We start from the raw sequence: 14,804 nt of genomic DNA, 5'->3' as shown, positions 1-14,804 counted from the left end.
CCCCAGAGAAGGAATCCCCAGATGAGCACTCGCCTGATCGTCGAGCAGTTCGACCCGGTGCGCCCCAAGCCCGGCGGTATCGACACCTGCATCCGCGGCCTCGTCAAGTTCGCTCCCGACACCGAGATCATCCGCATCGCGGGCGTCGACGCGATCGGCGACAAGGTGCTCGGCGAGTGGAAGGAGTACGAGATCGGCGGTCGCCGCTTCGACTTCATGCCGGTGGTCCGCCTCGACCACGCGGACCTGACCCGGCGTGTCCCGCACTCGGTCCGCCTGGCCCGCGGGCTGAAGAAGTTCCTGCCGACCGCCGACGTCGACACGGTGCAGACCCACCGCGTGAACGTCGGTGCCGTCGCGCTCCGGCACTTCCGCGGAACCCCGCACGTGCAGTTCATGCACAGCAGCGGCGACGCGAATCTCAAGCAGGGCAGCGTCTCGTTCTTCCGGCGGGCGCGCGGGCTCTACCGCTTCCTCGAGCGGCGTGTCGTCCGGCAGTCGCGCGCCGTCGTCATCTTCAGCAGCGGCGGCGCCGAGCGGCTGCGCCGGCAGTCCGCCTCCGTGCACTTCTCGCCGACCTGGTTCGACCCGACCGAGTTCTACCCGAGCGCGAGCGAGAGCAGCGAGAAGGTGAACGTGCTCTGGGCCTGCCGGATCGAGCCGGCGAAGAACCCCGAGCTCGCGATCGCCGCCTTCGCTCTGCTCCACGAGCGCTTCCGCCTCACGGTGGCCGGCAGCGGCACGCTCGAGGGCCGCATGCGAGAGGCCGCCGCCGCCGCCGGGATCGCGCACCGCGTCGACTTCCGGGGCGCGGTGCCCAAGGGCGAGGTCGGCGCGCTGATGCGCGAGCACGACCTGCTGCTGATGAGCTCCCGGTTCGAGGGCTTCTCGCGCTCGATCGTCGAAGCGCTGGCCACCGGACTCCCGGTGGCGACCACTCCCGGTGGCGACCCGAACGCGCTCATCGTCGAGGGAGTGAACGGCGCTCGCGCCTCTCGCGACGATCCTGCGGAGCTCGCCGCGGCGGTGGAGCGCGCCAGCGCTGCGTCCGCGGCGGTCGCCCGCGCCTCCGTGGAGGAGCTCAACGCCCCCCTCATCGTCGACACGATCCTGAGCAAGTAGAAGAGGTGAGTATGAAGATCTTCGTTCCCGTGGTCGGGCAGTACGAGAACATCGGCGACATCGTCCTGCGGCGTGAGCTCGTCGAGTGGCTGAGCGGCATGGGGGAGATGCACGCCTACGTCGGTGCCTCGCCCGCCTCCTACGACGAGGCGCTCGACCTCCCCGCCGACGTGATCACCTACCGGAGCGTCGGCGGCTGGGCACGCGAGCTCGGCGCCTGCCTCCGCCGCGGCGAGTGCGTCGCCTACATCTACAAGCCGGGGGAGATCCAGCTCACCTGGCGCGGTCTGAAGGAGCACATCGGTCTGCTCCCGCTGGTCGTCGCCACTCGGCTGCGCGGCGGCCTGGTCATCCGGGTCGGAGCGGGGTCCCGCAACTTCGACCGCTGGCCGACGGCCGTGTTCCGCTCGACCCTCGGACTCAGCCACTACACGATGTGGCGCGACGTCCGCACGGCCGACCGGCTGGGCCACGGCGGCGTCATGCCGGACCTCGGCTTCGGCCAGGTGGGATCCGAGCACGCCGCCTCGACCGAGCGCACGCGCTTGACGGTGACGATGCGCGGCGACCGGGTGCCGCCCTCCCGGCAGTGGCGGCAGGCGATCGCCCGCATCGCGGAGGAGCGCGGGCTCCGTCTCACCGTGGTGACCCAGGTGGAGCGGGACGAACCGCTGATGGCGGAGCTCGCCGGAGAGTGGGACGCCGACTACGTCGCGTGGGGCTCCCGCTCGCACAAGGTGCAGGAGGAGGAGGTCCGCCGCGCGTTCGCGGAGTCGGCCCTCGTCGTCAGCGATCGCCTGCACGCCCTGATCGTCGCCGTCGCCGAAGGGGCCGCCGTCGCCTCGATCGCCGATACGCCGACCGACAAGATCGAGCGCCACTTCGCCGCGGCGGGCATCCCGATCGTCGTCTTCGACGCCAAGGGCCGCTCGACGGAGGCCATCGCGGACGCGCTCCGCAGCGTCGTCGCCGACGCCTCGCAGCAGAACGCGCTGCAGGGGGCGGTGGAGCAGCTCGCCGTCGTCCGAACCGCTGTCCGCACTCTCCTGGAGGCCCGAGCATGATCGATCTCGCCGACGCGTTTCCCACGACCCGACCCCCGCGCCTCCTCCTCGCGGCCTCGACGGGCGGTCACCTCGAACAGCTGTGGCGGCTCTCCCGGGGGTCGTCGATCGACAGCACCTCCGAGTGGGTGACCTTCGATTCGCCTCAGGCCGACGGACTGCTCGAGGGAGAGCCGCACCACTACATCCCGGAGATCGTCCAGCGCGACGTCCGGGGGGTGCTGGGCGCCCTCCCGCGCTTCCGCCGGATCCTCGCCGGCGGTGGCTTCGACGGCGTGGTGAGCACCGGTGCGGCGATCGCAGCACCGGCGTTCCTCGCCGCGCGTGCCCTCCGGATCCCCACCCACTACATCGAGAGCGTCTCGCGCGTCGACGGTCCGTCGATGACCGGCCGCCTGGTCGCTCGGACTCGCCTCGCGCGCACCGCGTGGACGCAGCACGAGCACTGGTCCGACGCGAGGTGGGAGTACCGCGGCTCGGTGCTCGACTCCTTCGAGTCCTACACCGCGTGCGAGAGAGTCGCGGACCCGAGCGTCTTCGTGACCCTCGGGACGATCAAGAAGTATCCGTTCCCGCGACCGGTCGCGGCGCTGGCCCCTCTGGTCGGCGAGCGCTCGATCTGGCAGCTCGGTGTCACGCCGCCCGTGCCGGGTCTCTCGGGCGAGGTGGTCGATTTCTTCTCGAGTGCGCGCTTCGATCAGTCGGCGATCGACGCCGACGTGGTCGTCAGCCACGCGGGCGTCGGCAGCGTCCTGCGGTTGCTGGAGCTCGGCATCTACCCGGTGCTGGTCATCCGGCGCTCCCGGAACGGCGAGCACATCGACGACCACCAGGCGCAGATCGCCCGGCTCCTGGCCGACCGCGACCTGGCCCTGGTGCGCGAGGCGGACGAAGTGAGCCTGAGCGACCTCGCGGTGGCGAGCTCGCGCCGGGTGCGCCCCCTCGGCAGCGGCCTCGGGGTCGAGTCGAACGACGTGCTGGCATGACCCTCGTCGCACTCGGCTTCGTCGGCATCGTCGGTGCGATCGTGCTGATGTTCATGCCGCGCCGCTTCATGCCCGCCCTCGCTCTCGCGGTGCTCGTCGTCCTGCCCGTCGGCTACATGGACGTGCCCCGGCTCATCGGCCGGTACTTCTCCCCGGCGGTGATCATCCTCGCCGTCTGGATGATCAGGACGGTGCTGAGCACCCGTGACGCGCCCGCCGCGCCGGTGCGCGTCGGCACGCTGCTGTGGATCCCGATCCTCGGGGCGCTGGCGGTCTCGGTGGCACTCGGCCTCGACCCGTTCCTGTCCGTCGCGTGGGTGATCGTCGCGCTCGTCTGCGTGATCCTGCCCTACCTCTACGGGCGGACCCGTCGCGAGGAGACCTGGGCGTCGACGCAGAAGGCCTACCTCTGGATCGGCGTCTTCGTCGGCGCCCTCGCCGTGCTGGACTTCGTCGCGGGCTTCAACCCGTGGTCCTCGCTCTTCTCCTACGACGTCACCGAGAAGGTCTGGTCGGTGTTCCGCACCCGGACGAGCCTCGGGCATCCGCTCGTGACCTCCACCGTCGCGACGGTCTGCGCGATGATCGCTCTCTTCGGCTCGGACAAGAACCGGTGGCTCCGGATCGCCGCCCTCGCCGGTTCCGGGGCCGCGGTCGTCCTCGCCGTCTCGCGGACCGGTGTCCTCGCCATCGCGATCGGACTCGCCCTGGGCTGTCTCGTGCTCCTCTTCGGCTCCTCGCCGTCGCAGCGCACCCGGAGGATCACCGCGTTCTTCCTCATGGTGTCCGCACTGGGCTTTCTCGGAGTCGTGACCAATTCCCCGCTGCTCGATCAGCGCAATGAATCCTCGGGTGGAGTGAAGTCCTCGGATTACCGGGAGCAGTCGACCGACGTGGCTCTCGACATGATCGACGACAACTGGCTGATAGGTCTCGGTCCGAGCAATTCCGCGGCGGAGTTCTCCTCGATCTTCGACGGTCCGCTCGAGAACTCCGTCTTCCAGCTCCTGCTCTCGCTCGGCGTGCCTCTCGCCGCCCTCGGGCTGACGGCGATCGTGGTCGTCGTGCTCCGGGTGTCGAAGCGCGGAGACGCCGCGGTCGCGGCGGGGATCGTCGCGTTCGCGGTCAGTCTCTCCGGCTTCAGCGCCATCGACGTGAACCCCGCGCTGCTCGCGTTCCTGGCCCCGCTGATGTTCCGAGCCGGTCAGATCATCGGCGATCCAGGGCGGGGCGCGGCGTCCGAGTCACCTGACGAGTCGTCGGCCATTCGCGCAGCGCCTTCTCGAGGAACACGGGTGTCTCGCCGATGATCCTCGCGGGGTTGCCCCCCACGATCGCGCCGGAGGGGACCGACTTCGTGACCACGGCGCCGGCGGCGACGATGCACCCCGAGCCGATGCTGACTCCCGGCATGACGATCGACCGGGCGCCGATGAAGGAGTCGTCGCCGATGGTGATCGGGGACACGCGGTACCGCCGCCCCCGCTCGTCGTTGGCGAGCCAGCCCGCGCCGTCGTGGGTGATGAAGAGGACCTCGCTGCTGACGGTCACGCGGTCGCCGATGCTCAGGAGGTCGTACTCCGAGCGGACCTGGCAGGAGAGGATCCGGCAGCCCTCTCCGACCTGGACACCGAGCGCCCGGGCGGCGGCCGAGCGGCCCAGGGTGCGGGAGAGGATCCGCCACCGCCACTGCGGCGGGAGGCGCTTCGTGAGGCTGGAGAGAAGAGGCATCGACGGTCCTTATCGGTCGGGAGAATCAGCTGAATTCTAGTCGATAAGAGTCATTGAACGAAGTCGTCACGGCTTCTCGAGGAGAGGCGCAGTGGCGTCCTCGGTGTTCTCGAAAAGTATTCCTGCTCTCTCGGCGGATGATTCGCCTCGACTTCTTCTCGAGAGATCGGCCGACCTCTCTTCGGCGTTCTCTCCGGCTGTGCGGGCGAGTCGTCCGGTCGACCGCCGGTAACGTGGAGACCGTTCGCGGCCCTCCGGAGTGGAGTGCGATCACCGCGCTCGATCTGCAGCGCATCGGGAGGGGAGGGCGTGTGCCCGGCATCAGAAGAACGAACCGGTTCCGGCGCCTGCTGACGGTCGTCGCCCTCGGAACGGTTCTCGCGATCCTCGCCGCGTGCATGCCGCGGCCGGAGCCGACCCCCTCGGACGGCCCGGCTCCGTCCATCACTCCGGTGCCGCTGCCGTCGGCGGACACCGGCCTCTCGACCTACCTCGACGGTGCCTCCTATCTGCGCGGTGTGAATCTGTACACGCTCCAGCAGCAGCGCGCGATCGCGACCTCGCGGGTCGAGCCCGACAACCAGGCGACGTACGACTACCTCGCCGGCCGGGGAGTCTCGATCATCCGCCTCGCCGTGCCGTGGCAGCGACTGCAGCCCTGGAAGCCGGGCGACGACGTCCGCGCGGCGCTGGACGCCCCCGTCGATCCCGCGTACCTGGATCTCCTCGAGGAGCAGGTCGAGCGCGCGGGAAAGGCCGGGATCCGCCTCGTCCTGGACCTGCACAACAGCTGCGCCTTCCCCTGGGGCACCGGACCGCGGCCGAAGGGCACGATCTACTGCGGTGGCGACCTGACCACCGACGACGTGCTCAAGGTCTGGCGGGCGATCTCGGACCGCTTCAAGGACGACGAGCGCGTCGCCGCCTACAACCTCGTCAACGAGCCGCGCGGCAGCCTGACCGGGGCGTCCACCTACTTCCAGTACATGCAGGCGGTCGTCGACGACCTCCGGAAGCGAGGCGACGCGCACGCGATCTGGATCGACTCCATCCTCCTGTCGAGCTTCGCCGAGGACGCGCCGGACGGCCCGCCGATCAGCGATCCGCAGAACGCGATCGTCTACTCCCAGCACTTCTACCTGCACGACGGCACGCGCAAGAGCCTCCTCACGCGGATCACGTCCTTCGCGAAGTGGTGCTCCGGTTTCGGCGTGCACTGCACGATCGGCGAGCTCGGCTGGCAGTCCGAGTCCGGCGCCGAGGACCGCGAGAGCTTCGAGCTCGCCTATCGCATCGCGGACCGGTACCGTCTCGACGTCACCTACTTCGCCGCGACGAGCGTCGAGGATCCGAAGGGGCTCATCGCCTACTCCGCGAAGCCGGGGAGCTCGACGATCTCGGTCCGGCACTCTCAGGCGTCGGTCATCGAGGCGCACCCCTCCGGCTGACGGGCGCGGTCCTCCGCTGACGGGCGCGCTCCTCCGCGGTGCACCACCGGCCGCTGCCGCCCTCAGTTCTGGCAGGCCAGGTTCGACACCCCCGCCGCGCCCGGGTCGTTGTCGCAGCCGACGATGTTGCCGTGCACGTCGACGGTCATCCGCGCGAAGTACCCGCTCGGTGCTGTCCCGAAGCTGTTGCCGAACACCTCGTTGTCCCAGCCGAAGGCGTTCTCGGAGGCGTAGACCTGGATCCCGTCGCGGTGCGCGGTGACCACGGTGTTGCCGGTCACGACCCAGGAGTTGCCGAGGATCACGAGCGGCGAGAGGTGGTCGGCGCCCATCCCGGAGCTGTCGACCGAGTTGTCCACGATCCAGCCGTCGAAGGTGCCGGCCTTCGCCTCGATGGCCTCGGAGGTCGTGTTGGTGATCGTGTTCCCGGCGATCATGTTGCGGTTCGACGCGTCGGGGAGGCACTCGCTGTAGGTGCAGCGGTTCTCCTCGGCCGTCCCCACGTAGATCCCCTCGCCGAAGAGCGGGCGGACCCGCCCCGTCCGGTCGATCGTGTTCCCGGAGACGACGCTGTCGGTCGTCGTCGAGCGGAGGTGGATGCCCTCGTCGCCGATGTTCTGGATCTTCAGGTGCGAGACGACGACGTGGTCGCTGCCGACCACCATCACGCCCTTCGTCGAGTTGCGGACGGTGAAGCCGACCAGCTTGACGTGGCTGACCGACGAGACGAGCAGTGCGCGCGCCTCGGAGGTCGAGCCCGCGTCGAGCACCGCGTCGCGGCCGCCGCAGATCCAGACCGGCGCTGCGGCCGTGCCCGACTTCGAGACGGTGAAGGAGTCCGTGTAGACGCCCGCCGCCAGCCGGATCACGGTGCCGGGCTTCGCCGCGGCCAGTGCTGCCTTGAGCTGGGCGCCGGTCGAGACCGTCACCGTCGCCGCCGGGCAGTCGGCGAGCGCCGGGCTCTCGATCACCGGCATCGCCGGCGCCGTCAGCGACGCGGTCGGTGTGCCGGGCGACTCGTTCCCGCTGGTGTCCACCGCGATCACCTTGTACTTGAAGCGCCCGCTCGGAGTGAGCCCGGCGTCGTAGTAGCTGGTCCCCGTCACCAGGGCGCTCTGCACCGGCGTCCAGGTGCTGCTCGTCGTCGGCGTCCGCAGCAGGCGGTAGCCGGCGACGTCGGAGTCCCGGCTCGCGGTCCAGCTGATCCGCGCGCCGGTGCCCTCCGGGCCGACGACGAGGCCGGTGGCCGCGGCCGGCGCCGTGACGTCGGGGACGACGAACGCGTCGAGGGTGATGTTGCGGCCGATCGCCTCGTCGTTCTTCGTCCCCGTGCGCACCACCCGGATCGTGTGCACGGCGTCGCGGAGCCCCGCCACCCGGTAGACGGTCTGCTGGTAGAGCGTGGTCGAGGAGTAAAGATCGACGGAGGCGACCTTCTTCCCGTCCAGGAAGACCTCGGCGATCCCCGAGGACGAGTTCTTCCGCGCGATCCAGGAGACCCCGGTGCCGGTGAAGGAGAGCTCGGCGTACCCCGCGGTCGTCAGCTGCGAGTAGCTGCCCGCGCTGTCCACGGGGGACGTGGCGACGCCCCAGGTGCCGGACAGCGTCACGGCGGAGGAGTCGTTCTCGTAGGTGCCCGGGGGGACCGCGTTCTGCGGCATGGTCACCGAGGCGCTCGCGCTGCGCGCGGACGCGTTCCCCGCCCAGTCGACGGCGACGACCTGGTAGCTGTAGCCGGCGCCGGGCTGCAGTCCGTCGTCGAGGTGGTCGGTCCCCGCGACGCCCGCGGTCGGGGTGAGCAGGGTCCAGGTCGACGAGCCGGAGGGGGCGCGGTAGACCCGGTATCCGGTCACGTCCTTCTCGGGGCTCGCGGTCCAGCTGATCCGGGCACCCGTCCCCTCCACTGCGGCGGAGACGCCCGTCGGGGTCGAGGGTGCGGTGACATCGGCCACGACGAGGGAGTCGAGGGTGATGTTGCGGCCGATCGCGGCGGCGTTCTTGGTGCCGGTGCGGACGATCCGCAGCGTGTGCGCGGTGTCGGCGAGTCCGTCGATCCGGTAGACGGTCTGCCGGTACTGGGTGGAGGCGGAGTAGAGGTCGACGGTGTCGACGGAGCGCCCGTCGAGGAGCACCTCGGCGATGCCCGACGACGAGTTCCGCCGCGCCGTCCAGCTGATGCCGGTGCCCTCGAAGGACAGCTCGGCGTAGCCCGCGGTGGTCAGCTGGGCGTAGCTGCCGCCGCTGTCCATCGTCGAGGAGACGGTGGTCCAGGTGCCGGTCGTGGTGATCGCGGAGGATCCGTTCTCGTACAGGCCGGGCGGGACGGCACGGAGCGCCATCGTCGTGCTCGCGGTCGCGGTGCGCGCGGAGGTGTTCCCCGACGCGTCGAACGCGGTCAGCTGGTAGGAGTAGGTCACTCCCGGCTGCAGGTCGCTGTCGACGTGACTGGTCCCGCTGACGCCGTCCGCAGGGCTGATCCGCGCGAAGGTCGACTCCGTGGCGCGGTAGACCTCGTAGCCCGCGACGTCCGGCTCCGGGCTCGCCGTCCAGCTGATCCGCGCACCGGTGCCCTCCTGCGTCGCGGTGAGGTCCGTCGGCGGCGACGGCGCCGTGATGTCGGGCACGACGAACGCGTCGAGGGTGATGTTGCGTCCGCTCGCCGCCTCGCTCTTGGTCCCCGTGCGCACCACGCGGAGGGTGTGCGTCGTGTCGGTCAGTCCGTCGACCCGGTACGCGGTCTGCCGGTACTGCGTGGACGCCGAGAACAGGTCGACCGTCGCCACGGAGACGCCGTCGAGCAGCACCTCGGCGATGCCGGACGAGGCGTTCTTCCGGGCGAGCCAGGACACGCCCGTCCCGGTGAAGGAGAGCTCCGCGTAGCCCGCGGCACCGAGCTGCGAGTAGGAGCCGCCGCTGTCCATCGACGAGGAGACCACCGTCCAGGGACCGGAGCGGGTGACGGCGGCGGAGTCGTTCTCCCAGGTACCGGGGAGGACGGCGTCGATCGCGGTCGTCACTGCGGCGGAAGCGCTCCGCACCGAGGTGTTCCCCGAGCCGTCGAAGGCGACGACCTGGTAGCGGTAGCCGGTGCCCGGCTGCAGCGACTCGTCGAGGAGGCCGAGCTCGGTCGTGCCGTCGGCGGGCGTGATCTCCGTCCAGGCGGCGTCGGCGCCGACCGCTCGGTAGACGCGGTAGCCGGCGGTGTCCGTGTCGGCGCTCGCGGACCAGGAGACGCGCGCTCCTGTCGACTCGGGGACCGCGGAGACGTCGGCGGGAGTCGCGGGTGCCGTGATGTCGGGGATCACGAAGGAGTCGAGGGTGATGTTCCGGCCGATGGCGCTGTCGTTCTTCGCGCCGGTGCGCACGACCCGGAGCGTGTGCACGCCGTCCGCGAGCCCGTCGACCCGGTAGACCGTCTGCCGGTACGCGGTCGTCCCCGCGTAGAGGTCGACGGTAGCGACCGTCGTCCCGTCGAGGAGCACGTCCGCGGTTCCGGAGGACTGGTTCTTCCGGGCGATCCAGGAGACGCCGGTGCCGGTGAAGGAGATCTCGGCGTAGCCGGCGGCGCCCAGCTGCGAGTAGGAGCCGCCGCTGTCCATCGACGACGCGACGGCGCTCCACCCGCCGGAGAGCGTGACGGCGGCGGAGTCGTTCTCGTACGTCCCCGGCGCGACGGCGTTCTGCGGCAGAACCACCGAGGCGGTAGCGCTGCGGGGCGACACGTTGCCCGCCGCGTCGACCGCCGCCACCTGATACGAGTAGCCGCCGCCGGGCGCCAGCCCCTCGTCGAGCAGGTCGGTGCCGCTCACCCCGCGGTCGTCGGTCAGCCGTGCCCACTCCGTGCCGCCGCTCGCCGCGCGGAACACCTGGTAGCCGGTGACGTCGCTCTCGGGGGACGCCGTCCAGCCGATCCGCGCGCCCGTTCCCTCCGCGGTCGCAGTGATGCTCGTCGGCGCGGACGGGGGAGTGATGTCCGAGACGACGACGGAGTCGAGGGTGATGTTCCGGCCGATGGCGCTGTCGTTCTTGGTGCCGGTGCGCACGATGCGGAGGGTGTGCTCGCCGTCCGCGAGGCCGTCGACGCTGTAGACGGCCTGCCGGTACTGGGTGGCCGCCGAGTAGAGATCGACGGTGGTGACCTTCGCGCCGTCGAGGTAGACGTCCGCGAATCCGGAGGACTGGTTCTTCCGCGCGGTCCAGGCGATGCCGGTCGCCGCGAAGGTGATCTCGGCCGCCCCGGCCGTCGAGAGCTGCGCGTAGGTCCCGCCGCTGTCCATCGACGAGGCGACCGTGTTCCAGGTGCCGGTCAGCGTCAGGGCGGGGGAGTCGTTCTCGTAGGTCCCCGGGGTCGAGGCGGAGCCGACCGCGGAGGCGGGTGCGGCACCGAACGGCACCAGCCCGACCGCGAGTGCCGCGGCGAGGACGAGGGCGAGTGGTGCGCTGCGTCGGGCACGTCGGAGCATGGGCCTCTGCCTTCGGCGAGGGGCGGAGCCGCGGCTCCTCCGCGGTGCGGCGCAGAGGATCGGGAGGGCGGCCACCCGGGGGATGGGATGCGCTCACCGTAGAGACGCGACCCGCCGCCCCGGCCGAAGTGAACAAAGCCCCGCCGCGGGGCCCCCCGAACGCGGTTCCCGGTCCGCGCTCGCGCGCCGTCCGTCCGCCTCGGAGCGACATCGCGTCGGGTCCGGGCACGCGGAAGCGGCCGCCGTCCGGAGACGACGGCCGCGGCCCTCTTCAGCGCCGGGCGCTACGGGGTGGTGCCGGCCTGCGCCGCGTACTTCGCCTCGGTCTCCGCCTTCTGCGGCCGCCACCACTCCTCGTTCTCGCGGTACCACTGCACGGTCGCCGCGAGGCCGGACTCGAAGTCGGTGTAGCGCGGCTCCCAGCCGAGCTCGGTGCGCAGGCGCGTGGAGTCGATCGCGTAGCGGAGGTCGTGGCCGGGCCGGTCGGTGACGTGGTCGAAGGCGTCGGCGCCCTGGCCGAACTCCTCGAGGATCAGCGTCACGACCTCGAGGTTGTTCTTCTCGCCGTCCGCTCCGATCAGGTACGTCTCGCCGATGGCGCCGCGCTCGATGATCGCCCAGACGCCGCTGTTGTGGTCGTCGACGTGGATCCAGTCGCGGACGTTCTCGCCGGCGCCGTAGAGCTTGGGCCGGATGCCGTCGATGACGTTGGTGATCTGCCGGGGGATGAACTTCTCGACGTGCTGGTACGGCCCGTAGTTGTTCGAGCAGTTCGAGATCGTGGCCTTCACGCCGAAGGAGCGGACCCAGGCGCGCACGAGCAGGTCGCTGCCGGCCTTCGTCGAGGAGTACGGGCTGGAGGGGTTGTACGGCGTCTGCTCGGTGAACTTCGCCGGGTCGTCGAGCTCGAGGTCGCCGTAGACCTCGTCGGTCGAGATGTGGTGGTAGCGGACGTCGTGCTTCCGCACGGCCTGCAGCAGCGTGAACGTGCCGATGATGTTCGTCTCGAGGAACGGCGTCGGGTCGTTCAGCGAGTTGTCGTTGTGCGACTCCGCGGCGAAGTGCACGACCAGGTCCGCGTCCGCGACCAGCCGGTCGACCAGCTCGGCGTCGGCGATGTCGCCCTCGACGAACGTGATGCGCTCGGCGACCGGCGCGAGCGACGCGCGGTTGCCGGCGTAGGTCAGCTTGTCCAGCACGGTGACCTGCGCGTCGGGGCGCTCACGGAGGGTCAGGTGGACGAAGTTGCTGCCGATGAAGCCGGCTCCGCCGGTGACGAGGATTCGCACGAGTGCTCCTGCTGTGAGTGGGAGAAAGGGGGACAGGGGCTTCCAGCAGGGACGTTACCGCACGCCGAGCGGGTGCCCGGACGTCGCTGCAGCGCCCGCTGACCGTCGACGGGTCCACTCCGCGGGCGACGTCCCGCGCAGGCGGACGTCGATGCCGCGCCCGGGCGTCCTCCTCGAGGTGTCGACTTCTACCGTGTTCCGCGGCGCGGATCCGCGCCGCCGACGGAGAGGGGCAGCAGGCACCGTGCGACCCACCGCCGACCTCCCGCTGGACGCCGCCGTCGGTCTGGTCCACGCCTTGGTGGACGACCTCGCCCGCGGCGCAGGGATCCGCGCCCTGTTCATCAAGGGCCCGATCGCCGACGCGCACCGGATCCGCCGTCCCCATCCCTCCAGCGACGCGGACGTGCTCGTCGACCCGTCCGACGCGGACCGGCTCCTCGCGCTGCTCGCCGAGCGCGGCTGGTCGGTCCGGCCGGGGTCCGCCGCGCACCGCGCGCTCGTCACCCACTCGGTGACCCTCCTTCACCCCTCCTGGCCGTGCGACATCGACGTGCACACCAGCTGGCCCGGCTTCTTCGTCGGTCCGCAGCGCGCCTTCGAGGTGCTCTGGCGCACCCGCTGCGAGATCGAGGTCGCCGGAGTGCCGGTGCGGGCGAGCGGCGTCGATGCGGCGGTCCTCGTCTCCGCCCTGCACAGCCTGCGCGCCCTCTACCAGCAGCGCAGCGCGGAGGAGCTGGACGAGCTCGTCGCCGCGGTGGCGGCGCGCGGCCGGGAGGAGGCGGTGGCCGCTCTCGCGGCGGAGCTGTGCTGCCTCGAGCCGATCGCGCCGTTCCTCGCCCGGATCGGAGTGGACGCCGCGCTGCCCGCCCGTCCGAGTCGGGAGTACGCGCTCTGGCGGCTGCGCACGCGGCGGTTGAGCCGCACCGGGGACTGGCTGCTGGCGCTCGCCGAGGCGCCCACCCTCGCGTCCCGGCTCGGTCTGCTCCGGCGCGCGATGCTCCCCGCCGGTCGGGACCTCGCGATCGATCACCCGCTGGCGCCGCGGACGGCCTCCTCTCGGCTGCGGCTCCGGGTGCGGCGCCTCGCGGCAGCGGCCGCCGCCCTGCCGCCCGCGGTCCGGGACCTCGCCGCGGTCCGCCGCGCCGCGTGGCCCGTCGCAGGTGCGTCCGCCCCGCCCTCCGTCGCGCCGGAGGAGGCACCGCCTTCCTCCGATGCGGCGGACGCGCCGCGGTCGGCTCCGGCGGCGAGCCCTGGTGCGGAGGACCGCTCGACCTCTCCCCGGCGCCCGCCGGCGCGACCCGCGGTGGCGACCGTGGCGATGCGGCAGGGGCTCTACCTCCTGCCCCTCGGTGCTCCCGTCGGGGCGCAGCCGGTCGTGCTGCAGGCGTCGGCCCGGCTGCTCTGGGAGCGGTTCGCCGAGTGCGGATGCCGGTCGAGGGCCGAGGCCGCCGCGACGGTCCGAGCGGCGGAGGACCTGGACGACGCAGGGGGCGGCTGCGCGCAGGCGGAGATCGACCGGCTGCTCGACGACCTCGTCGAGCTCGGACTCCTGACGGCCTGACCCGGCGTCCGCCCGAGATGCGGCCGCTCGCCTCGGCGTGCGGACCTCAGCGTGCGGAGAGGAAGCGCCCCCGGCTGCCCGAGACGACGCCGCGGAGGATCGTGCCGGTCGTCGCGACCCGGCCCCAGCGGAGGCCGCGCGCCGCCAGAGCGGCGCAGTAGAGACCGCGGTTGAGGGCGAACACGCGCACGGCGCGACGTCCGTCCGTCCTCGCCAGCTCGAGATCCAGAGCGGTCCGGTTCCGCACGGCGAGGTAGAGCTCGTGCGTGCTCGAGGAGTGCAGGAGGACGTCGGTCGCGGACGCGCGGTCGGCCGCCTCCCGGCACGCGTCGAGATCGTCGATCCGGCTCAGCGGGTGCAGGTGGATCGGGAAGCCGCCCCGCGTGATCCGCTGCGTCCACTCCCGGTCGTCGCCCCGGAGGACGAACTCCTGGCGCGGCGGCTCGATCACGCAGAGCGCGGCCCGAGAGACCAGCAGCCCGCCGTAGGGGGCGACCGGCACCGCGATCGGCTCCTGCGGGCGGCTGCCGCAGCGGCCGCCGGCCCGGCGGTCGAGCAGCCGGCGGACGTCGTTGTCGAGGAAGCGGCCGGGGCTCGGGAACACCTCGGCGGCGGGCCGGCCGGTGACGAGCTGGGACTGGTAGAAGTCCGTCTCGCGCAGGCTCGCGTGGCAGGCCGTCGGGTCGAGGGCCTGCGGCGAGGCCAGGAGCACGGCGAGCGCGTCCGGCCGCGGGACGGTGTCGTCCTCGAGGAGCCAGGCGTAGTCCGGCTCCTGCGTGCGGCAGTGCTCGATCGCCGCGCGGAAGCCGCCGGCGGTGCCGAGGTCGTTGGGGAGGACGGTGGCGCTCACTCGCGCGTCGAGGTCGGACGCGAGCAGTCCGCGCAGCACGCGCTCCTGCCCGCCGTTCCCGCTGAAGACGACGTGCACCGACTCGGCGCCCGCGAGCAGCGCCGCCTCGACGACGCGGGCGAGCATCACGCTGCGCTTCCCGGAGGTCACGGTCACGGCGATGACCCTGGGTGCGGTGCCGTCGAGGCGTCGGAGCATGGCGGTGATCTCTTCTTCGGTCGGGAGCGGGAGCGCGGCGGGCCGCCGGTCTCGGCGTGGTCCTCTCGCGCAGGAGGACAGGAACGACA

General features: G+C 71.7%; 10 protein-coding genes. 6 read left to right on the top strand and 4 right to left on the bottom strand.

Annotated features, from left to right (window positions below; genetic code table 11):
- Nucleotides 1–21 precede the first annotated feature (21 nt).
- From HQQ86_RS02370 to HQQ86_RS02355, 4 genes are read left to right on the top strand one after another with little or no spacing between them, the layout of a single operon-like run.
- Nucleotides 22–1,122, top strand: coding sequence for a glycosyltransferase family 4 protein (locus tag HQQ86_RS02370; protein WP_173286165.1), 1,101 nt, complete (start codon nt 22–24; stop codon nt 1,120–1,122).
- Between the two features lie 11 nt (nt 1,123–1,133).
- Entirely contained in the window at nt 1,134–2,186 is a 1,053-nt protein-coding gene (locus HQQ86_RS02365; RefSeq protein ID WP_173286163.1) for a polysaccharide pyruvyl transferase family protein, read from the top strand.
- A complete protein-coding gene (locus HQQ86_RS02360) occupies nt 2,183–3,172 on the top strand; it encodes a glycosyltransferase (protein WP_173286161.1) in 990 nt (329 codons plus the stop codon). Before HQQ86_RS02365 ends, HQQ86_RS02360 begins: the two co-directional genes overlap by 4 nt.
- The gene (locus HQQ86_RS02355) at nt 3,169–4,482 is read left to right on the top strand and encodes an O-antigen ligase (protein ID WP_173286159.1); all 1,314 of its coding nucleotides are present in this window, start codon (nt 3,169–3,171) and stop codon (nt 4,480–4,482) included. Before HQQ86_RS02360 ends, HQQ86_RS02355 begins: the two co-directional genes overlap by 4 nt.
- On the opposite strand, the gene HQQ86_RS02350 is transcribed toward HQQ86_RS02355, so the two are convergent.
- Complete coding sequence (locus HQQ86_RS02350; RefSeq protein WP_173286157.1) at nt 4,382–4,903, bottom strand: DapH/DapD/GlmU-related protein; 522 nt, start codon at nt 4,901–4,903, stop codon at nt 4,382–4,384. The genes HQQ86_RS02355 and HQQ86_RS02350 overlap by 101 nt on opposite strands.
- Before the next feature lie 311 nt (nt 4,904–5,214).
- On the opposite strand from HQQ86_RS02350, the gene HQQ86_RS02345 reads away from it, so the two are divergent.
- Nucleotides 5,215–6,351, top strand: a complete 1,137-nt coding sequence (locus tag HQQ86_RS02345; protein ID WP_173286155.1) for a cellulase family glycosylhydrolase — start codon at nt 5,215–5,217, stop codon at nt 6,349–6,351.
- A gap of 62 nt (nt 6,352–6,413) precedes the next feature.
- Here HQQ86_RS02345 and HQQ86_RS02340 read toward each other — a convergent pair whose 3' ends face one another.
- Both HQQ86_RS02340 and rfbB read right to left on the bottom strand, forming a co-directional pair.
- Complete coding sequence (locus HQQ86_RS02340) at nt 6,414–10,814, bottom strand: fibronectin type III domain-containing protein (RefSeq protein ID WP_173286153.1); 4,401 nt, start codon at nt 10,812–10,814, stop codon at nt 6,414–6,416.
- Between the two features lie 284 nt (nt 10,815–11,098).
- Nucleotides 11,099–12,103 (bottom strand): dTDP-glucose 4,6-dehydratase, encoded by a 1,005-nt coding sequence (gene rfbB, locus HQQ86_RS02335; protein WP_173286151.1) that lies wholly within the window; start codon nt 12,101–12,103, stop codon nt 11,099–11,101.
- A 244-nt stretch (nt 12,104–12,347) separates the two neighbouring features.
- On the opposite strand from rfbB, the gene HQQ86_RS02330 reads away from it, so the two are divergent.
- Complete coding sequence (locus HQQ86_RS02330; RefSeq protein WP_173286149.1) at nt 12,348–13,667, top strand: nucleotidyltransferase family protein; 1,320 nt, start codon at nt 12,348–12,350, stop codon at nt 13,665–13,667.
- 46 nt (nt 13,668–13,713) lie between these two features.
- Here HQQ86_RS02330 and HQQ86_RS02325 read toward each other — a convergent pair whose 3' ends face one another.
- Nucleotides 13,714–14,715, bottom strand: coding sequence for a glycosyltransferase (locus HQQ86_RS02325; RefSeq protein ID WP_173286147.1), 1,002 nt, complete (start codon nt 14,713–14,715; stop codon nt 13,714–13,716).
- Nucleotides 14,716–14,804: the final 89 nt, after the last annotated feature.

It is taken from the genome of Rathayibacter sp. VKM Ac-2857 (assembly GCF_013205025.1).
Taxonomy (GTDB): Bacteria; Actinomycetota; Actinomycetes; order Actinomycetales; family Microbacteriaceae; genus Rathayibacter.
The sequence above is the reverse complement of the archived record's forward strand: the minus strand, read 5'-3'. Positions and strand labels throughout refer to the sequence as shown.